The 17,594-nt window shown below is 72.1% G+C and carries 15 protein-coding genes; 6 read left to right on the top strand and 9 right to left on the bottom strand.

Annotated elements, in window-relative coordinates:
• From HMPREF9062_RS06365 to dinB, 5 genes are all read right to left on the bottom strand, one after another.
• Entirely contained in the window at window positions 1–432 is a 432-nt protein-coding gene (locus HMPREF9062_RS06365) for a hypothetical protein (RefSeq protein ID WP_034253879.1), read from the bottom strand.
• Entirely contained in the window at window positions 429–1,544 is a 1,116-nt protein-coding gene (rsmH, locus tag HMPREF9062_RS06360) for a 16S rRNA (cytosine(1402)-N(4))-methyltransferase RsmH (RefSeq protein WP_009749255.1), read from the bottom strand. The genes HMPREF9062_RS06365 and rsmH overlap by 4 nt, the downstream gene beginning before the upstream one ends.
• A gap of 307 nt (window positions 1,545–1,851) precedes the next feature.
• Entirely contained in the window at window positions 1,852–2,283 is a 432-nt protein-coding gene (gene mraZ / locus HMPREF9062_RS06355; RefSeq protein ID WP_009749254.1) for a division/cell wall cluster transcriptional repressor MraZ, read from the bottom strand.
• 286 nt (window positions 2,284–2,569) lie between these two features.
• Window positions 2,570–2,965, bottom strand: coding sequence for a DUF3040 domain-containing protein (locus tag HMPREF9062_RS06350; protein ID WP_009749252.1), 396 nt, complete (start codon window positions 2,963–2,965; stop codon window positions 2,570–2,572).
• A 143-nt stretch (window positions 2,966–3,108) separates the two neighbouring features.
• Complete coding sequence (gene dinB, locus HMPREF9062_RS06345; protein ID WP_009749251.1) at window positions 3,109–4,404, bottom strand: DNA polymerase IV; 1,296 nt, start codon at window positions 4,402–4,404, stop codon at window positions 3,109–3,111.
• A 158-nt stretch (window positions 4,405–4,562) separates the two neighbouring features.
• Between dinB and HMPREF9062_RS06340 the strand changes: the two genes are divergently transcribed.
• Window positions 4,563–5,309 (top strand): spermidine synthase, encoded by a 747-nt coding sequence (locus HMPREF9062_RS06340; protein WP_009749250.1) that lies wholly within the window; start codon window positions 4,563–4,565, stop codon window positions 5,307–5,309.
• 60 nt (window positions 5,310–5,369) lie between these two features.
• Here HMPREF9062_RS06340 and HMPREF9062_RS06335 read toward each other — a convergent pair whose 3' ends face one another.
• Window positions 5,370–6,293, bottom strand: a complete 924-nt coding sequence (locus tag HMPREF9062_RS06335; protein ID WP_034253877.1) for a proteasome assembly chaperone family protein — start codon at window positions 6,291–6,293, stop codon at window positions 5,370–5,372.
• 329 nt (window positions 6,294–6,622) lie between these two features.
• Between HMPREF9062_RS06335 and HMPREF9062_RS06330 the strand changes: the two genes are divergently transcribed.
• From HMPREF9062_RS06330 to HMPREF9062_RS06320, 3 genes are all read left to right on the top strand, one after another.
• Window positions 6,623–9,079 (top strand): HelD family protein, encoded by a 2,457-nt coding sequence (locus tag HMPREF9062_RS06330; RefSeq protein ID WP_050795327.1) that lies wholly within the window; start codon window positions 6,623–6,625, stop codon window positions 9,077–9,079.
• A gap of 111 nt (window positions 9,080–9,190) precedes the next feature.
• A complete protein-coding gene (locus HMPREF9062_RS06325) occupies window positions 9,191–11,098 on the top strand; it encodes an AMP-binding protein (protein WP_009749246.1) in 1,908 nt (635 codons plus the stop codon).
• 2 nt (window positions 11,099–11,100) lie between these two features.
• On the top strand, window positions 11,101–12,885 hold the full coding sequence (locus HMPREF9062_RS06320; RefSeq protein ID WP_034253874.1) for an AMP-binding protein: 1,785 nt from the start codon (window positions 11,101–11,103) through the stop codon (window positions 12,883–12,885).
• Window positions 12,886–13,308: 423 nt separating this feature from the next.
• Here HMPREF9062_RS06320 and dapA read toward each other — a convergent pair whose 3' ends face one another.
• The gene (gene dapA, locus HMPREF9062_RS06315) at window positions 13,309–14,205 is read right to left on the bottom strand and encodes a 4-hydroxy-tetrahydrodipicolinate synthase (RefSeq protein WP_009749243.1); all 897 of its coding nucleotides are present in this window, start codon (window positions 14,203–14,205) and stop codon (window positions 13,309–13,311) included.
• A gap of 99 nt (window positions 14,206–14,304) precedes the next feature.
• Here dapA and HMPREF9062_RS06310 point away from each other — a divergent pair, with 99 nt between their 5' ends.
• Window positions 14,305–15,045: a GNAT family N-acetyltransferase gene (locus HMPREF9062_RS06310; RefSeq protein WP_009749242.1), complete on the top strand. Its 741-nt coding sequence runs from the start codon at window positions 14,305–14,307 to the stop codon at window positions 15,043–15,045.
• Window positions 15,046–15,086: 41 nt separating this feature from the next.
• Here the strand turns inward: HMPREF9062_RS06310 and dapB are convergent, their stop codons facing one another.
• Window positions 15,087–15,833 carry a 4-hydroxy-tetrahydrodipicolinate reductase gene (dapB, locus tag HMPREF9062_RS06305; protein WP_009749241.1) on the bottom strand — a complete coding sequence of 249 codons (747 nt, stop codon included), beginning with the start codon at window positions 15,831–15,833 and terminating at the stop codon, window positions 15,087–15,089.
• Between the two features lie 84 nt (window positions 15,834–15,917).
• Window positions 15,918–16,532 (bottom strand): TetR/AcrR family transcriptional regulator, encoded by a 615-nt coding sequence (locus HMPREF9062_RS06300; protein ID WP_034253871.1) that lies wholly within the window; start codon window positions 16,530–16,532, stop codon window positions 15,918–15,920.
• Window positions 16,533–16,656: 124 nt separating this feature from the next.
• Between HMPREF9062_RS06300 and HMPREF9062_RS06295 the strand changes: the two genes are divergently transcribed.
• On the top strand, window positions 16,657–17,547 hold the full coding sequence (locus HMPREF9062_RS06295) for an oxidoreductase (RefSeq protein WP_009749239.1): 891 nt from the start codon (window positions 16,657–16,659) through the stop codon (window positions 17,545–17,547).
• The last annotated feature ends 47 nt before the right edge of the window (window positions 17,548–17,594 follow it).

Here is a 17,594-nt window from a genome sequence, read left to right as displayed (position 1 = left end):
CTACTCGCCGGTCGCGGCGGTGCCGCCGGACAGGGTCGAGGCGGGCAGGTCGACGACGCCGGGGGCGGCGGCGGGCACCATGCCCAGCTCGGCCGCCCGCGACGCGAGCGTATCGGGCGCGGAGGCCTTCTGGACATCCGAACGGACCGTCTCGATGTGATCGTTGAGGACGTTGAGCTCGGCCTGGGCCGTTTTCATCTTGTAGGCGGTATCGGCCATCTTGGCGTTCAGGAACATCGAGGCCGCCAGCGCTCCCACCAGGATCGCGACGACCATCAGTAGGAACGGCATGGTCGTCCGTGCCGGGGCGACGCCCCGAACGACGTGAAGCTGGGGCTGGTCCCGGGCCTGGTCGCGCGCCGCTGAGCGCCGACCGGATGGAGCGATGTCGTCGGTACGTGGGTGGCGGACTCGGGCTGCCGCTGCACTCATCGGCCTCTCCTTCCTCGTGCGGTCATTGTGGCGGGATGGGTGCGGGGTCTGGGAGCGAGCTCGGGCGCGGGGGCCTGATCGGCAGGCCGAACCCGGGTGGCGGCCCGCAGGCGCACCGAGGCGCTACGGGGGTTGGCGGCCCTCTCGACGTCGTCGGCCCGCAGCGCGCCACGGGTGGCCGACTTGAGATAGGGCTCGGCGTCCGGGGGCACGACGGGCAGCCCCTCGGGGGCCGTCGAGGAGACGCCTGCGGCCAGCGCGCGCTTGACGATGCGGTCCTCCAGACTCTGGTAGGACTCGATAACGATGCGTCCGCCGACCCGAATGGAGTTCAGGGCCCGGGGCACGGCGCGCTCGAGGACCTCGAGCTCGGCGTTGACAGCCACCCGCAGAGCCTGGAAGGTCCGCTTGGCCGGGTTGCCGCCGCTGCGGCGGGCGGCGGCGGGCACGCAGGCGCGCACCACCTCCACCAGGGCGTCGGTGGAGGCGACGGGGTCGGCCGACTCCCGACGCCGCACGATGCCGGCGGCGATGCGCGCGGCGAAGCGCTCTTCGCCGTAGTCCCGCAGGATGCGGGCGAGCTCACGCTCGTCAGCGGTGTCGAGGATGTCCTGGGCAGTGCGCCCGGCGGACTGATCCATGCGCATGTCCAGCGGAGCCCTGCGCGCGTAGGAGAAGCCCCGTCCGGTCCGGTCGAGCTGGAGGGAGGAGACGCCGAGGTCCATGAGGATCGCATCGACCAGGCCGTCTCGGCGCCCGGCGCGCGCGGCCGCCTCGCGGGCGAGGACGTCGACGTGGTCGTAGGTGGTGCGCACGGCGCGGAAGCGCCGGCCGAAGCGGGCCAGGCGGGAACTCGCGAGTGCGATCGCCTCGGGGTCCCGATCGATCCCGACGACGGCGAGATCGCCGAAGCGCTCCAGAGCGGCCTCGGCGTGCCCTCCCGTGCCGAGCGTGCAGTCGATCAGGATGGGGCTGGCGGGGGCTCCCGGGCCGATCAAGGCGGGAGCGAGCAGGTCGAGGCAGCGTTCCAGGAGGACGGGCGTGTGGAGCCCGGCAGCCCGACGGGGGTGATCCACGGGCCCGTCCTCGGCGGTCGTCAGGACGTCGTTCACCGCCCCCCCCCTTCCTGCTCGATCTTCTCGGTCTGTCTGTCTTCTCTGTCTTCTCGGTCTGTTTCAACCGGTTTCGCGGGCTCTTGAGTGCGCGCGCACGGGCTCGTCCTGCCCGTACGGGTGCACGCCGCCGCGGAGTGACCCGGTTCCGTCCCGCCAGGACTCCTCCCGCGTGTTCCGGCGCCGGGGAAGTGACGTCGGACGCTGCGGCGGGCGGAGACCTCACGGGACGGGGCCCGGGTATCCGGTCAGCGGCGGTATGCGGTTGTCGGTTCCTCGGCCGGTGGCATGCGCTGCGGCGCGAGAGTCAGAAGAAGCCCGGGATGATCTCCTCCGCCGTGTCGGCGAACACCTGCTCCTGCGCTGTCAAGTACGTCTGCCAGGCCTCGGCGTCCCAGATCTCGACGCGGGCGCCGGCACCGATGACCGCCAGGTCCCGTTCGAGGCCGGCGTAGGCGCGCAGCGGCGCGGGCAGCGTAATGCGTCCCTGCTTGTCGGGAATCTGAGAGTCCGCGCCCGAAAGCATGACGCGCACGTAGTCGCGGGCCTGCTTCTGAGCCAGGGGCGCCTCCCGCAGCTGGGCGTACATGCGTTCGAACTCCGCAGAGGTGAAGGCGTACAGGCAGTGCTCCTGCCCCCGGGTGAGGACCACTCCTCCGGCCAGCTCGTCGCGGAACTTGGCCGGCAGAATCAGTCGCCCCTTCGTGTCGAGACGAGGAGAGTGAGTACCCAGAAACATCGAGCATCACTCCTTCCTCCCCCCTCAACGATCCAGTGAGACCCACAGTACTCCACTTCCCTCCCTTTCCTTCCACCTCAGACGTCACACCGTCGTCACGATCCCGATCCTGGCGGCGCGAAATCGCCGTTTCATGCGGTGGAGAACGGTGGAGGAACTCGACCGTCGAACCGTCCCCCGGGCGTGGCGCCCGGCATCCGGCACGCCGCCGAGGCGTGCGAAGAGCCCCGCCACCGGTCGGTGACGGGGCTTGGAAGGCCTCGGGTGGAGGGAAGTGGGGCGGGGTTCAGTCCTCGCTGTCGCGACGCCGCTCCCAGCGCTCGGACTGGCGGTCCATGAAGGAGACTCGCGCGGATCGCCCACCCGAAGGATCCCCGCGGGACGAGTCCCGACGGCCCGGGGCCTCGACCCGGGTCAGCATGAGGGTCACGCCGCGCACGGCGAGCCCGAAGCCGGCCACGCCCAGGAGTATGGAGGCCACCGAGTGCCTCACCGCGACGCCGCCGATCACCAAGGCCAGGCCCACGAGCACCAGGGCCAGGCCCGCACCCACGTGGCGCGGGGAGAAGCGCCCCGAGGGCGTCTCCGCGTGATCCATGGTATGAGCCAGCGACGGGTCCTCGACATGAAGCTGGTCTTCCAGATCGCGCAGCACCTGCTGCTCGCGCTCCGACAATGCCACGAGGGCACCTCGCTTTCCCGACGGTCGAACTCCGGTGACGGGCACAGGACCGCTCGACCCGCGCCGGTGCGGTCCCGGACGACACCAGGATAGGCGGTGAGCCCGGCATCTGGGAAACCGGCGGCGTCGCGGACGTCGACGGCCTACTCCTCGCGCATCGGCTCGCGACCGCTGCGGTGCGCCGCGGCTCCTCCGACGGAGCCGGGGCGGGCGGGGGAGCCGCCGGTCGGCGGAGTCAGGAGGCTCGCGGGGGCCAGGACGCCCGCGCCCCAGCGTCGCCGCACCGCGTCGGCGGCGCGCTCGGGTGCCCCGCGCCGGGGATCGTCGTCGAGCAGGAGCTGGACGCCGTCGTCGGAGCGGGCCAGACCCTCGACCCTTACACCCAGCAGCCGGAAGCCTCCCCCAGGGGTGGGCAGGGCCTTGAAAAGCTGTTCGACGACGGCGAAGAGGTCACGCGCCAGATCCGTGGGAACGGGCAGGGTGCGCGAGCGGGTAACGGTGACGAAGTCGGCCCCGCGCGCCTTGAGCACGACGACCCGTCCGCGCAGATCGCCGGCGCGCAGGCGGGCGGCGCACTGGTGGGCCTGGTCGAGCAGGACCCGACGGGCATGGGCGCGGTCGGTGATGGTCTCGAAGAAGGTCGATTCCGTGCCGATGGACTTCTCCTCCCGGCCCGGGCTCACCGGCCTGGGGTCGATGCCGTGGGCGAGATCGTGCAGGTGGCGCCCCGCGGCGATCCCCAGGATCTTCTCCAGGCGCCGCACGTCGGCGGCGGCCAGGGCGCGCACATCGCGAATCCCCCGCCGCTGAAGGATCTGGGCACTCTTGGTCCCCACGCCCCACAACGCGCCCACCGGCAGGACGTCGAGGAAGTCCTGGGTGGCGTCGGCCGGCACGAGGAGCAGCCCGTCGGGCTTGGCGTGGGAGGAGGCGAGCTTGGCGACGAACTTGGTGGCGGCCACGCCCACCGAGGCCGGCACGCCGACACGTTCGCGAACCTCGGCGCGGATCCAGCGGGCGATCGCGACCGGGGAGCCCATGCGGCGGCGCGCCCCGGAGACGTCGAGGAAGGCCTCATCGACACTGACCTTCTCCATCATCGGCGTGACCTGACCGAGGACGGCCATCACCTGACGGGAGACCGCGGAGTACAGCCCGTGGCGCACGGGCAGGACGACCGCCTGGGGGCACAGCCGGTGCGCTCGAGCCATCGGCATGGCCGAGGCGACGCCGTAGAGGCGAGCTTCGTAGGAGGCGGCCGACACGACCCCGCGCCCGCCCGTTCCGCCCACAATGAGGGGCCGTCCGGCGAGCTCGGGATGCTCGCGCAGCTCGACGGAGGCGAAGAAAGCGTCCATATCGACGTGGAGGATCGGCGTGCCCGAATCGTCCTCGCCCCAGGAACGGCGCGCCTCCCGGGCGCGAGGGGACCGACTCATGACCGCCTCCCCTCCTGCGCGTGGTCCGCGGGCGCCGGGTCGCCCACCGGCCCGTCGGCCGGATGCGGCCACGATAACGTGCACCTGTGACACCATCGCATTCGGCCCGGGGACGCTCCCACGAGGATGCGCTCCTGCGGGCGCTTCCATCGGAGCCGGTGCGCACGTCGGCGGCGACCGCCGAGCTCCAGGTGCGTGACGGAGGCATCCTGCTCCTGCTGGACGGCGCGGAGTCGTCGTGGATCGACCTGCATGACCCGACTCACCTGGACTTCGAGTACCTCCAGCAGATGGACGCCGCCGTGACGGCGCTGCGCGGCGAGAGCGGACCGGTGCGGGCCGTCCATCTGGGCGGGGCCGGGTGCGCGCTGGCGCGAGCATGGGACGCCACGCGCCCCGGCTCGACCCAGCTGGCGGTGGAGATCGACGGCGTCCTGGCGCAGCGCGTGCGGGAATGGTTCGACCTGCCCCGGGCGCCGCGCCTGCGCATCCGCGTCGGGGACGCCGCCCAGGTGGCTCCGCGGCTGCGGCCGGGGGCGTGGGACGTCGTCGTGCGCGACGTGTTCGACGCAGGTCGAGTGCCGGGCGCATGCCGGACGCCCGAGTTCGTCGCCGCGTGCCGGCGAGCCCTGGGGCCGGGCGGGTTGTATCTGGCCAACGTCGTCTCCGCACCGCGCGAGATCGCCGCGAGCGAGCTGGCGGCCGTGCGAGGGGTCTTCGAGGTCGAGGCGGTGCTCGTGGTGGCCGACGCCGCGGCGGCACGGGGACGTCGACAGGGCAACCTCGTGGTGGTCGCCCGCGACGAGCCCTTCACGCGGACCCAGGCCCGGGCCGTCGACCGGGCGGTACGCCGCCTGCCGCTGCCGGCGCGCACCTGGCGGGCCGACGACCCCGCTCTCGCCTGACCGCCCGGAACCGCGGCCGCTGCGAGACGAGGACCGGGGCGGCGCGGCGACGGCCGGCGCTCAGTCCTCCCGATGGTCGTCGAGGCGCCAGGCGTCCGGATCGGCCCGCGCCGCCTCGAGGAAGGCCTCCAGCCGGGCCCCGATCTCGTCGGCGGAGGGGACGTCGACGATGTGCGCCGGATCCGCTCCGCTGATCGGCGCCACCGCATCGTACTGGGCCTCCAGCGCGTTGACGACGGCGGTGACCTCGGGCTGACCCGCCGCCTCGGCGTCGATCTCGGCGCGGTTGACGTTGGCGGCCGCCTCGAGGTCGCCGACCGGCAGTGCCAGCCCTGTACTCTCAGAGACGGCGACCAGCAGGGCCGCCGCCCCGGCCGGGTAATCGTCGCGGGCGACGTAGTGGGGGATCCCCGCCGACAGCCCGCGCGAATCCAGGCCGGCCCGCCCGAGCCGGATCTCAAGGAAGGCGCTCATGGAGCCGGGAACCTCGACACGGCCGAAGAAATCCGGCTGCTTGGGCAGCAACTCGGGGCGATTGCCGTGGTGGTGGACGTAGGTGGGGCGGGTATGCGGGGTCGCCAGAGGCAGGCCGGTCAGCCCCACGGCCTGGGACACGCCCATGGAGACCACCAGATGCGTGACCGCGCCCACGAACTCGTTCCACCGGAAGTCGGGTTCTGCCCCGTGGAGGACGAGCAGGTCCTCGCCCTCGTCGTCCTGGACGAGATCCAGGACGAGCTCGGGCGGTACGACGCTCTCGTAGGTGTGACTGGCATAGGTCATGACGGGACGGCGGGCGCGATAGTCGACGAGAGTGTCGACGTCGAAGGTGGCCATGCGCTCGTGCGGCAGGGTCATCAGGAGCTGCTCGACGGCGAGGGCGCCTGCATGACCGGCGTCCATCGCGCCGTCGAAGTGATGCAGGAGCACGCGCGGGGACACGGGATCCTCGGCCGGGTGCTCGACGGTGTACAACGGTCCCACTGCTCCTCCTCTCGCGCTTCAAGGCGCTCGTCACGGATGCGGTCGGTCCGCACGGAACGGATCCCGACCACCGCCAGCGTGTGCAACATCCCGCTCCGGCGGCGTGTTCCCATGACCGCGGGGGCGTGGACCACACCCCCACCGCGATCGTGTCATATCTTGGGCCTGTTCGTGGCCGGCGCCGCCGGCCTCGTCGGAGAATAAACAACTGGACCGCCGCGAGCGCGGCGCGCACAGCGGCTCATCGAGGCGGTCCCGGTGCACGTGCACCCGCCCACCGGTCCCAGTGAGGTCATGTGACTCAATCCCACGATACGCAACCCGGCCCCATTACCGAGCATCCGCAGACTCCCGCCGGCGGTCACGTCCGTGAGCGTGAAATCGCCGCCGAGCAGGAGGTCGTCGACCTGGCCTACGGTGAACTCGACCGCCGGCTAGCCGAGGCCAAGCGGTTCCTGGCCGCCACCCAGGCGCGCGGAGGCGGCGGCACCCACCAGTCCCGCGGGGAGCGCGACGCCTACGCGGCGCACTACGCGAACCTGATCTCCTCGTTGGAGGGGGTCGAGGATCGCCTCGTCTTCGGTCGAATGGACTCGGGCGCCGATGCGGCGGCGGAGCAGGGCCCGGCCCGCTCCGACCCGGTCGCCGGCTCCGGTCGGCGACACTACGTGGGGCGCACCGGGCTGCAGGACGCCCAGCACCGAGAGGTGGTCCTGGACTGGCGGGCCCCGCTGGCGCGGGCCTTCTACCAGGCGACCGCCTCCGATCCCATGGGCATCGTGCGCCGCCGGCATATCCAGACTCGGGCGCGTACGGTGCTCGGCGTCGAGGACGAGCTCATCGACGTCAGCGGGCTAGGGGCCCCGACTGACCGGACCGCGGAGCCCGGAGGCGCCGTGTCCACGGGTCTGCAGGGCGAGGGTGCGCTCATCGCCGCGATGAGCACCGCGCGCGACGGCCGCATGGGCGACATCGTGGCGACGATCCAGGCGGAGCAGGACCGGGTCGTCACCTCCGACGGCACGGGAGTACTCGTCGTCCAGGGCGGGCCGGGCACGGGGAAGACGGCAGTGGCGCTGCACCGGGTCGCCTACCTCTTCTACTCCGAGCGCACGCGCCTGGAGCGCTCGGGCGTGCTCCTCGTGGGGCCCTCGCGCACCTTCCTGCGCTACGTGGAGCAAGTCCTGCCCTCGCTCGGCGAGACGGGGGTGGTCTCCACCACGCTAGCGGATCTGGTGCCCGGCGTCCGCGCCCGCGGCGCGGAACCGGCGGAGACCGCCGAGGTGAAGTCCCGGGCGGTATGGGCCACGATCCTGCGCCGGGCGGTGCGCGACCTGCAGCGCGTGCCCGACTCGCCGCGCCCGATCACGGTGGACGGCACACGCCTGGAGCTGCGCCCCGCGGACGTGCGCGAGGCCGTCGTGCGGGCCCGCCGCTCGGGCAGGCCCCACAACCTCGCCCGCGAAACTTTCGTGCTGTGGCTGCTGGAACGGCTGACCGATCAGCTGGCCTCCGCCACCAGCCGGGACGCCTCGGACCCCGACACGCGTGCGTGGATTCGCGAGGACATTCGCACCGCGCGCGACGCTCGTCGCGAGATCAACCTGTGCTGGATGCCCACGACACCGGTCGGGCTCCTGGAGCGGCTGTGGGCCCGCCCGGCCCTGCTGGAGCGCCTGGCCCCCGAGCTCGAAGCGCACGAGCGGGCACTGCTCCAGCGCGCCGCGGGCGCCGAGCCCACCCCGGCGGATGTGCCGCTGATCGACGAACTGGCCGAACTGCTGGGACCCAGCGAGGACGCTCAGGCGCACCGGGCCCGTCTTCAGGCGCGGCGGCACGAAGAGCTGGTGGCCTACGCAGCGCAGGCGATCGAATCCCAGGAGCTGGGCGGAGGCGTGGTCGACGCCGAGATGCTGGCCGACCGCGTGGAGGCCCCGGGGCCCTCGCTCACGCTGGCGGAGCGCGCCCGAGCCGACCGCACGTGGACCTACGGGCACATCGTGGTCGACGAGGCCCAGGAGCTGGGCGCCATGGCGTGGCGGGCCCTGGCCAGGCGCTGCCCGGTGCGCTCCTTCACCGTGGTCGGCGATCTGACGCAGTACTCGGGGCTGAGCGCCCCCCGCTCATGGGCCGACGCACTGGCCGCCCTGGGAACCCGCCCGGACCCGCGGGAGGGAGGCCGGGCCGCCTCACCGGCCTCGACGCCCCTGCACCTGGAGGCGCTGACCGTGTGCTACCGGACGCCGGCCACCATCATGGCTGCAGCGCAGGAGGCGGTGACGGCCCTGGGCCGGCCGCCGGCCTTCCCCGTCAGCTCGGTGCGCGACCTGCCCGACTGCCTGAGGGTCGACGACCTGTCGGGGGAGCGGCTGCAAGACGAGGACGAGGAGGTATGGGCACGCGCACTGCGCGAGGCGGTGCACGAGGAGTCCGCGGCCCTCGACCGCGCCGTGGGCGCCGACGAGGGCCGGATCGCCGTTATCACCCCGCGCGCCGACGACGACGCCGCGGCGCTGGCCGCCGACCCGCGTCTGGCCGGCGCCCTGGAGGCGCCCGACGGCGACGTGCTGCGCAGCCGCCTGGTGGTGATGTCGCCGCGGATAAGCAAGGGCCTCGAGTTCGACGTCGTCGTGCTCGTGGACCCGGCGGTGGTCGGCCGGACGAGCCCGGGCGACCTGTACGTGGCGATGACGCGCCCCACACGCCGATTGCGGATGGTCTCGCGCACTGCTGCCCCCGGGACTGCGCGGCCTGCGAGGTCCACTTCGGCCGCTGCCGGGGTGTGAGCGGGACGCCACTGCTCCCGCCTGCCGACCTACGCAACCGTAGGTTACGGTTGCGTACGGTCACATCATCGTTCCCGGCCATGGCCGAGCACCCTCGAGGAAGGGAACTCCATGAGCAGCTCCGCCGCCGTGCCCCCGTCTGCCGACGCGTCCGCACGCTATCTGCGCCCCCACTACGCACCGGGCGTTCCCGGTGTCATCGCGCCCGTCACCGAACCCCTCTCGTGCATGCTCGACGACGCCGCCCGCCGTTTCCCCGACCGGGTGGCCCTGGACTTCCTGGGCCGGCCCACCACCTACCGCCGACTCAGCGAGCAGGTGGACCACGCCGCCGAGGCCCTGCGGCGCCTGGGCGTGGGCCGCGGCGACGTCGTCGGCGTCATCCTGCCCAACTGCCCCCAGCACGTGGTCATCGCCTACGCCGCATGGCGGATCGGCGCCATCATCGCCGAGCACAACCCGCTGGCCCCGGCCGCGCAAATCCGCGAGCAGATCGAGCTCCACCGCGGACGCGTCATCATCGCCTGGGAGAAGTCCCTGGCACGCCTCGTCCAGGCCGCCGGCTCCCTCGATGGCGCCGGGATGGGGGATCTGAGAGTCCTTGCCGTCGACCTGTCGCGAGGCCTGCCGTGGACCAGCCGTCTGGCCCTGAGGCTGCCGGTGGCCGCGGCTCGGTCCCAGCGCAGCGACCTGCGCGGACGGGTTCCCGCGGGTGTTGCCTCCTGGGACGATCTGGCGGCGACGACGACCCCGCTGCCCGCCGGGCATCCGCTGCCGGAGGTCGACGAGGTCGCGGTCCTGCTCTACACCGGCGGAACCACGGGGACCCCCAAAGCCGTGGCCCTCACCCACGCCAACGCCCGCTCCAACGCGGAGATGTCCCTGGTGTGGGCCTCCCAGACCTGCGAAGTCGGCCAGGAGACCTTCTACGCGGTCCTGCCCTTCTTCCACGCCTTCGGGCTGAGCCTGTCGCTCCTGTGCGCGGTGGGCATGGCCGCCACCCAAGTGGTCCTGCCCAAATTCGGCGCCGACATGGTGCTGGCCGCCTGGAAACGGCGTCCGGCCACCTTCTTCCCCGGGGTGCCCGTCATGTTCGACCGCATCGTCACGCGCGCGCTGGCCACCGGCGTGGATCTGTCGAGCTGCAAGATCGCCGTGTGCGGCGCCGCCGCCAACCCCAGGACGGTCGCCGAGTCCTGGGAGAAGGCCACCGGCGGGGTCATCATCGAGGGCTACGGCATGACCGAGACCTCCCCCATCGTCCTGGGCAACCCCATATCCCCCGAGCGTCGCGCGGGCGCCCTGGGAGTGCCCTACCCGTCGACCGACGTGCGCGTCATCGATCCCGATGACCCAGACCGGGACGTGGCCCCCGGCCAGATCGGTGAACTCATCGTCCGCGGGCCCCAGGTCTTCACCGGCTACTGGGAGAACCCCGAGGAGACCGAGGCCGTCATGCTGCCCGGCGGATGGCTGCGCACCGGCGACCTGGTGCGCCAGGAGGAGGACGGCTTCTACGTCATCGCCGATCGCCGCAAGGAGCTCATCATCTCCGGGGGGTTCAACATCTATCCCACCGAGGTCGAAGCGGCCGTGCGCTCCATGCCGCAGGTCGAGGACGTCGCCGTCGTCGGACTGCCCGCTGAGAGCGGAAACGAGTCGGTGGTGGCCGCGATCCTGCCCAGGCAGGGGCAGACCGTCACCCTGGAGCAGGTGCGCCAGTGGGCAGAGAAGACCCTGTCGCACTACGCCCTGCCCCGTCAGGTCTCCATCGTGAGTGAATTGCCGCGCTCCCAGATCGGCAAGGTGCTGCGCCGGGTTGTGCGCGAGGAGCTGCTGGCGGCCCGCGAGGCCGCCACTGCGGCCGGCGCCGCCGTCTCGGCGTCGGCCAGTGCCGCGACCTCGTTCGTCGGGCGTCTGGGCGAGGCAGGTCCGCACGCACAGACGCGGCCCGATGGCGGGTCCGCGCTCGTCCCGGGGGCGTCTCGGCCGCGTCGGGATCGCGAGGACTGCGAGTGAGGATGCCCGCTGCGGACGAACCTCCCGCCTCCGACGCCCGCGGGCACGCAGGGCGTGACGCATCCGCCTACCGGCGCCCCCACTACGCCCCCGGTGTGCCCGCCGTCATCGACGTACCCGACGCCCCGCTGAGCGAGCTGCTGGAAACGACGGCCCGATTCTTCGGTGAGCGCTGCGCTCTGGACTTCTTCGGGGCAACGCTGACCTTCACCGAGCTCCTTCAGGCCTCTGAACGCGCTGCCCAGCTGCTGCGCGAGGCCGGCGTCGAAGCCGGCGACCGGGTGGCCCTGATCATGCCCAACTGCCCTCAGCACGTGGTCGCCGTCTACGGGGCCCTGCGCCTGGGAGCGGTCGTGGCCGAGCACAACCCGCTGGCGCCCGCCCGGGAGGTGCGCGCCCAGCTCGCCCGCCACGGCGCGCGCGTGGTTATCGCCTGGGAGAGGGGCGTCGAGCTGATCCTGGATCCGGTTTCGACGGCGGCCGGCGGCACCGACGCCTCGGCGGATCCGCTGGCGGGCCGCACCGTATTCGCCGTTGATCTGTCGGAGGCGATGCCCGCCCGACTGCGAGCGGCTCTGCATCTGCCGGTGGCCCGGGCCCGTCGCACGCGCGCCTCGATGAAGGCGGACCGTTTGCCGGCCGCAGTGCGCTCGTGGGACCGGGAGGTCGCCCGAGCCTCGCGGCTGCCCGCATCGTGGCCCTACCCGAGCGGCGACGACATCGCCGTGCTGCTGCACACCGGCGGCACCACCGGGGCGCCCAAAGCGGCCATGCTCACGCACACGAACCTGCGGGCCAACGCCAACCAGGCCCTAGCCTGGATGAACATGCTGCACGAGGGCGGGGAGACCTTCCTGGCCCTGCTGCCCTTCTTCCACGCCTTCGGCCTGACGCTCAACCTGTTCTGCGCGGTGCAGGAGGCGGCCACGCAGGTGGTCCTGCCGAAGTTCTCGGTCAGCCAGGTGCTCGCGGCCCAGCAGCGGCGTCGACTGACCTTCTTCGTCGGTGTGCCGGTCATGTTCGAGCGGATTCTGCGCGGTGCGAAGAAGAAGGGCGTGGATCTGACGTCGATGCGCTACGGGGTGTGCGGGGCGGCGCCGATGCCGCTCGCGATCGCCGCCGAGTGGGAGGCGGTCACGGACGGGTTCATCGTCGACGGTTACGGCATGACCGAGGCGAGCCCGATCGTCGCCGGCACGCCCATGGGCCCCAGCAGGCGTCTGGGGGCGTTGGGCTTGCCCTTCCCGTCCACGGACGCGCGCATCGTGGATCCCGACGACCCCGATCCGGACCGCGAGGTGCCCGATGGCGAGCCGGGCGAGCTCCTCGTACGCGGACCGCAGGTCTTCGCCGGCTACTGGGGCGATGAGGAGGCGACGGCAGCCGCCATGCTGCCCGGTGGATGGCTGCGCACGGGCGACATGGTCCGTCGGCGCGACTCCTTCCTATGGATGGCCGATCGCAGGCGCGAGCTCATTCTGACCGGCGGGTTCAACGTCTACCCCTCCCAGGTGGAGGCGGCCATCGGGGACATGGAGGCGGTGTCGGACGTCGCCGTCGTCGGACTGGACAGCGGAGCCAGCGGGGAACTCGTGTGCGCGGCCGTCGTCCTGGAGCCGGGGGCGCCGCAGGATGCGGTCACGCTGGAATCGGTGCGCTCCCACGCCGAGCGGGCCCTGCCTCACTACGCGCTGCCTCGCCGCCTGGAGATCATCGACGAGATGCCGCGCAGCACGGTCGGCAAAGTGCTGCGCCGAGTGGTGCGCGAGAGGATCCAGGGGCGCTGAGCCGCCCGCATGGCAGGGGCCTGCGCCTCGCGCGGGGGGCCGTGTCGACGGCCTCGGCGCGAGGAGCCGACGGCCGCCCGGCCCAGAAGTGAGGTCACGGCGATGAGCTCCACGTAGCGTCGCGCCGCGAGAGTCAGCGCGACGGGCAAGCGGCCGTCGAGGGGTGGCGAGGACGGCGTCGTGGCGCGACACCAGGTCGACGAGATGGAGGTCGGTCACCTGCCTGTATCCGATGAGGCCGCTCATGTCGATCGCGGGCTGCGCCAGCATCGCCGTACCAGCGCAGTTCCGACGGCATCGTGCTCATGAACGGCGCAATCCCGCGGCAACCCGGGTGAGCAGCTCCTCATGCGACGAGCAGCTCGACGACTCGGAGGGCGGGTGAGAACGGCAGGACGTCCCGCTCCTGAAAGCGCAGCAGCCTCAGAGGAGACCGACGTCCTCCAGCACGCCTCGCAGGGCGGCGACGTCGTCCGCCTGGGCGCGCACGAGTGGAAGACGCAGGGCGGCGCATGGGATGCGCCCCTGGAGCAGCAGCGCCTCCTTGGCCATGACGGCCCCCTGCCCCCCGCCCATGATCGTGCTCACGAGCGGGCGGATGCGCCGGGCGACGGCCCGGGCCGCGACGAGGTCGCCGGCGTCGACCTCGGTGATCATCTCGCGCCAGGAATGGGCGTCGGCGTGCGCCACCACCGAGATCACACCGGAGGCGCCGTGGGTCAGCCAGGCGAAGTTGAGGCCGTCATCCCCGGAGTAGTACTCCAGACCGGTGGCCTCCATGCGCCTGAAGCCCTGTTCGACATCGCCTGTGGCGTCCTTGACCGCCAGAACGCGCTCATGCTCGGCCAGGCGGGCCAAGGTCCCATCGGTGATTCTCACCCCCGTGCGTCCCGGGATGTCGTAGATCATGACGGGCAGGTCCGTCGCCTCGACGACCGACATGATGTGACGGCGGACGCCCTCCTGGCTGGGCCGGTTGTAGTAGGGAGCGTTGATGAGCAAGCCCTGCGCCCCGGCCTCCTGGCTGCCGACCCCGATGCGCACGGCATGGGCGGTGTCGTTCGAACCTGCGCCGGCCACGAGCATGGCGCGACCCGCGAGCGCATCCCTCACCTCCCGCAGCAGGGTCTGCTTCTCGGGCAGATGGGTGGTCGGCGCCTCACCGGTGGTGCCGGCCAGTAGGATCATGTCCGCCCCGTCCTCCACGAGGGTGACGGCCAGAGCCTGCGCGGCCTCGATATCGATCTCCCCCTCGGGAGTGAAGGGCGTGACCATGGCGACGCCGAGGGAGCCGAAGGACCGGGCGGGGAGAGCACTCATGGTGCCAGCTTAACGGCGCGGGCGGCGCCGGGCCGGGGTTTGCCTTCCCGGTCCCGGTACGGGCGCGGTCCGACCGCAGCCGCCCGTTAGGCTCACCGTATGACGACACCACCGCCCCACCGCCCCACCGCGACCGCCGCTGGCGGCCGCGGCGCCACCGGCCCGGAGTCATCGGCCGGGCCCCCCGCCGGCATCGGGGCCGACCGCATCCGCGTCGCCGCGGACGCGCCGCGTCCGGGTGGCTTCGTGCGCACCGCCGCCGCGGCGGACCTGGAGACCATGGGGCGCGTCCATGCCTCGACGATGCTCGCGTCCCTGAGCGCCGCCCACGCCGACGCTCACAACGGCGCCGGTTTGCCGGCGAGTGTGACCGCCATGATCGCTGCCCCCGTCATCGCCGCGGGCTGGGAGCAGGCGGTGACCCGACCACCGTCCCCCGCCCACCACGTCCTGGTGGCGACGCAGGACGGACAGGTGGTCGGGCTCACCGCTCTGGCTCCCGCGCGGCCCGCCGGCCCCGATGGCGCCGCCGAGACGCTCGGAACAGACGACCGGGACCCGCGGGCGGGAGCCGTCGACGCGATACCCTCCGCCGTCGAGATCGTGGCACTGGGAGTCGAAGCGCCCCATCAACGCCAAGGGCACGGCTCGCGCCTGCTCGCCGCCGCGGCGGACCACGCCCGCGCCGACGGGGCGACGGCACTGCTCGTGTGGGCGGTGCGTGGGGATGAGTCCCTGGCCCGGTTCCTGGACACCGCGGGTCTGCGGCCCACCGGGTCGCGCCGCGAGCTGCCGGTCGGGCGGGGCGTCATCGAGGACTGCTGGGCGGCGACGTTCTAACGGCGGCGCGGCGGCCCTGCAGGAGCGTCCGCCGCCCGCGCTCATAAGTCGAGAAGTCCCTCCAGCCCGACGGTCAGGCCCTCGCGCCGACCGATCTCCCGCACGGCCAGCAGCACACCGGGCATGAAGCTGGCCCGATCGAAGGAGTCGGTTCGGATGGTCAGCTGCTCGCCAAGGTTACCGAGGAGGATCTCCTCGTGGGCGGTCAGACCGCGCAGCCGGACGGCATGGACATGGACTCCGTCGACGACGGAGCCGCGAGCACCGTCGGGATCTGTCCGGGTGGCGTCGGGCATGGCGCCCAGACCCGCCTCGGCGCGAGCAGCGGCGATGCCCTGAGCGGTGGCGACCGCGGTGCCCGAGGGCGCGTCGACCTTGGTCGGGTGGTGGAGCTCGATGACCTCGGCGGACTCGAAGTAGGGGGCGGCCTTGGCGGCGAAGCTCATGGCGAGGACCGCGGAGAGGGCGAAGTTGGGGGCGATGAGGACGCTGCGTCCCTCGACCCGGGCCAGGTGCTCGCGGACGCGCTCGTATGACTCCTCGGTCCAACCGGTGGTGCCGACGACAACGTCGACACCGGCATCGATGAGGGTGTGCACATTAGTCTCAGTGACGCCGGGGACGGTGAAGTCCACGGCGACGTCGGCTCCATTCAGAGGCTCGACGGCGAGCTCGTCGCCGATGTCGAGTCCGGCGACGAGATCGAGGCCCTCGGCCTCCTCGACGGCCCGACTGACAGTGGTTCCCATGCGCCCGGCGGCGCCGACAACAGCTACGCGAATCGTCATGACCCCACCCTAGCGACTCAGGCGCCGGCCGCGCGGCGAAGGCCGTCTGTCAAACGCCGGGTCTGGGGACGGACAGCGCGCCTCTCACGCGCCATCCCCCAGCAGGCCGGGACGGATGAGCTCCAGCCAGCGCAGGCGGACCTCGACGGGGCTGTCGCTGGGGCAGAAGGCCACAAGGATGTAGATGTCTGCGACGGTCAGATCGGAGCGCAGCCGCCCGCTGTCGCATCCTGCTCTAATGAGGCGCTCCAGCGCCTCGGTGGCCCGAGCCTCGGCCTCGGAGTACTCCGGCTGCACGCCCAGGGTGCGCGCGGCCGCCTTGGCAGCCTGGTTGCCCGCTGTCATCTCCAGTGCGCGAGCCACGAAGTTCAGGACCTCCTGTCCGGCATCGGCGCTGCCCTGCTCGACACGAGCCCACGCCTCCTGGATGGCCTGCGCCAGAGTCTCGACGTATTGGGTGACGACAGCGGCGAGCAGATCCGCCTTGGTGGGGAAGTGCCGGTAGAGCGTGCCGACGGCGACGCCGGCCGCCTTGGCGATCTCACCCATGGCGGCATCGGTTCCCCGCTCGGTCACTAGGCGCCTGGTGGCCCGAATAATGCTGGCCCGGTTGCGCACCGCGTCGGCGCGCCTCGACGGCGCGCCCCGTGCCGCTCCTGTCGTTGCCCGCTCCCCCGCGTCATTCGTTCCCCGCGTCATGTCGTCTTCGTCTTCCCCACGGTGCTCCATAACCGCACCGAGTGTCTCACTTGTACAAAAGTGAATCTACGTTCATGATAGTGCGTGAACGATGCTTCATGTTAGCGAAAGGAAAAGTCAGACGATGGCGACCACCACGCCCGCTCAGGCCCCCGAGACCTCCAGCGGCACCTCCACGGACGACCCCGCTATCCGCACCGCGCTCGTCACCGGCGCCTCCTCCGGGATCGGCGAGGACACCGCCCGCAGGCTTCGGGCACTGGGATACACCGTCTACGGCGCGGCCCGCCGCACCGACCGCCTCCGGACCCTGGCCACCGACGGCGTCCGCCCTCTGGCCATGGACGTCACCGATGACGCCTCCATGACCGCCGGCGTGAGCCGCATTCTTCAGGAGACCGGTCGCATCGATGTGCTCGTCAACAACGCCGGCTACGGCTCCTACGGGGCGATCGAGGACGTTCCGATCGACGAGGCCCGCCGCCAGTTCGAGGTCAACCTGTTCGGCCTGGCCCGCCTCACTCAGCTGGTGACCCCGCACATGCGCGCCCAGGGCTCGGGCACCATCATCAATATCTCCTCCATGGGCGGGAAGCTGACCACGCCGCTGGGCGGCTGGTACCACGCCACCAAGTACGCCGTCGAGGCCCTCAGCGACGCGCTGCGCATGGAACTGCGTCCCTTCGGTATCGACGTCGTCGTGGTCGAGCCCGGCGGCATCCGCACCGAGTGGGGTGCGATCGCCGCCGACCACCTGGAGGCCACCGCGGACGGCAGCGCCTACGCCGATCAGATCAGGGCCGTGGCCGGCGCCATGCGCAGCGAGTCGAACCAGCGGCACTACTCCCCGCCCATGGTCATCGCCCGCACCGTCGGCAAGATCGTCACGGCACGCCGCCCCCGGACTCGCTACGCGGTCGGCTTCCTGGCCAAGCCGCTCATCGCCGTGCGTCGCGTGCTGCCCGACCGCGCCTTCGACCGCATCATCGGCGCCGCCTTCGGCTTCCCGCAATGAGCGGAACGGAGCAACCGGCGTGAGCCTGCGCCACAGGGGCCGACGAC

This window comes from Actinomyces sp. oral taxon 448 str. F0400, from assembly GCF_000220835.1.
Taxonomy (GTDB): Bacteria; Actinomycetota; Actinomycetes; order Actinomycetales; family Actinomycetaceae; genus Actinomyces.
The sequence above is the reverse complement of the archived record's forward strand: the minus strand, read 5'-3'. Positions and strand labels throughout refer to the sequence as shown.

What these genes read in the sequence shown, in the direction of transcription:
- HMPREF9062_RS06365 (WP_034253879.1), bottom strand. Translation starts at nt 432, where the DNA reads ATGAGTGCAGCGGCAGCCCGAGTCCGCCACCCACGTACCGACGACATC.
- mraZ (WP_009749254.1), bottom strand. Translation starts at nt 2,283, where the DNA reads ATGTTTCTGGGTACTCACTCTCCTCGTCTCGACACGAAGGGGCGACTG.
- dinB (WP_009749251.1), bottom strand. Translation starts at nt 4,404, where the DNA reads ATGAGTCGGTCCCCTCGCGCCCGGGAGGCGCGCCGTTCCTGGGGCGAG.
- HMPREF9062_RS06325 (WP_009749246.1), top strand. Translation starts at nt 9,191, where the DNA reads ATGAGCAGCTCCGCCGCCGTGCCCCCGTCTGCCGACGCGTCCGCACGC.
- HMPREF9062_RS06320 (WP_034253874.1), top strand. Translation starts at nt 11,101, where the DNA reads ATGCCCGCTGCGGACGAACCTCCCGCCTCCGACGCCCGCGGGCACGCA.
- dapA (WP_009749243.1), bottom strand. Translation starts at nt 14,205, where the DNA reads ATGAGTGCTCTCCCCGCCCGGTCCTTCGGCTCCCTCGGCGTCGCCATG.
- HMPREF9062_RS06310 (WP_009749242.1), top strand. Translation starts at nt 14,305, where the DNA reads ATGACGACACCACCGCCCCACCGCCCCACCGCGACCGCCGCTGGCGGC.
- dapB (WP_009749241.1), bottom strand. Translation starts at nt 15,833, where the DNA reads ATGACGATTCGCGTAGCTGTTGTCGGCGCCGCCGGGCGCATGGGAACC.
- HMPREF9062_RS06300 (WP_034253871.1), bottom strand. Translation starts at nt 16,532, where the DNA reads ATGACGCGGGGAACGAATGACGCGGGGGAGCGGGCAACGACAGGAGCG.
- HMPREF9062_RS06295 (WP_009749239.1), top strand. Translation starts at nt 16,657, where the DNA reads ATGGCGACCACCACGCCCGCTCAGGCCCCCGAGACCTCCAGCGGCACC.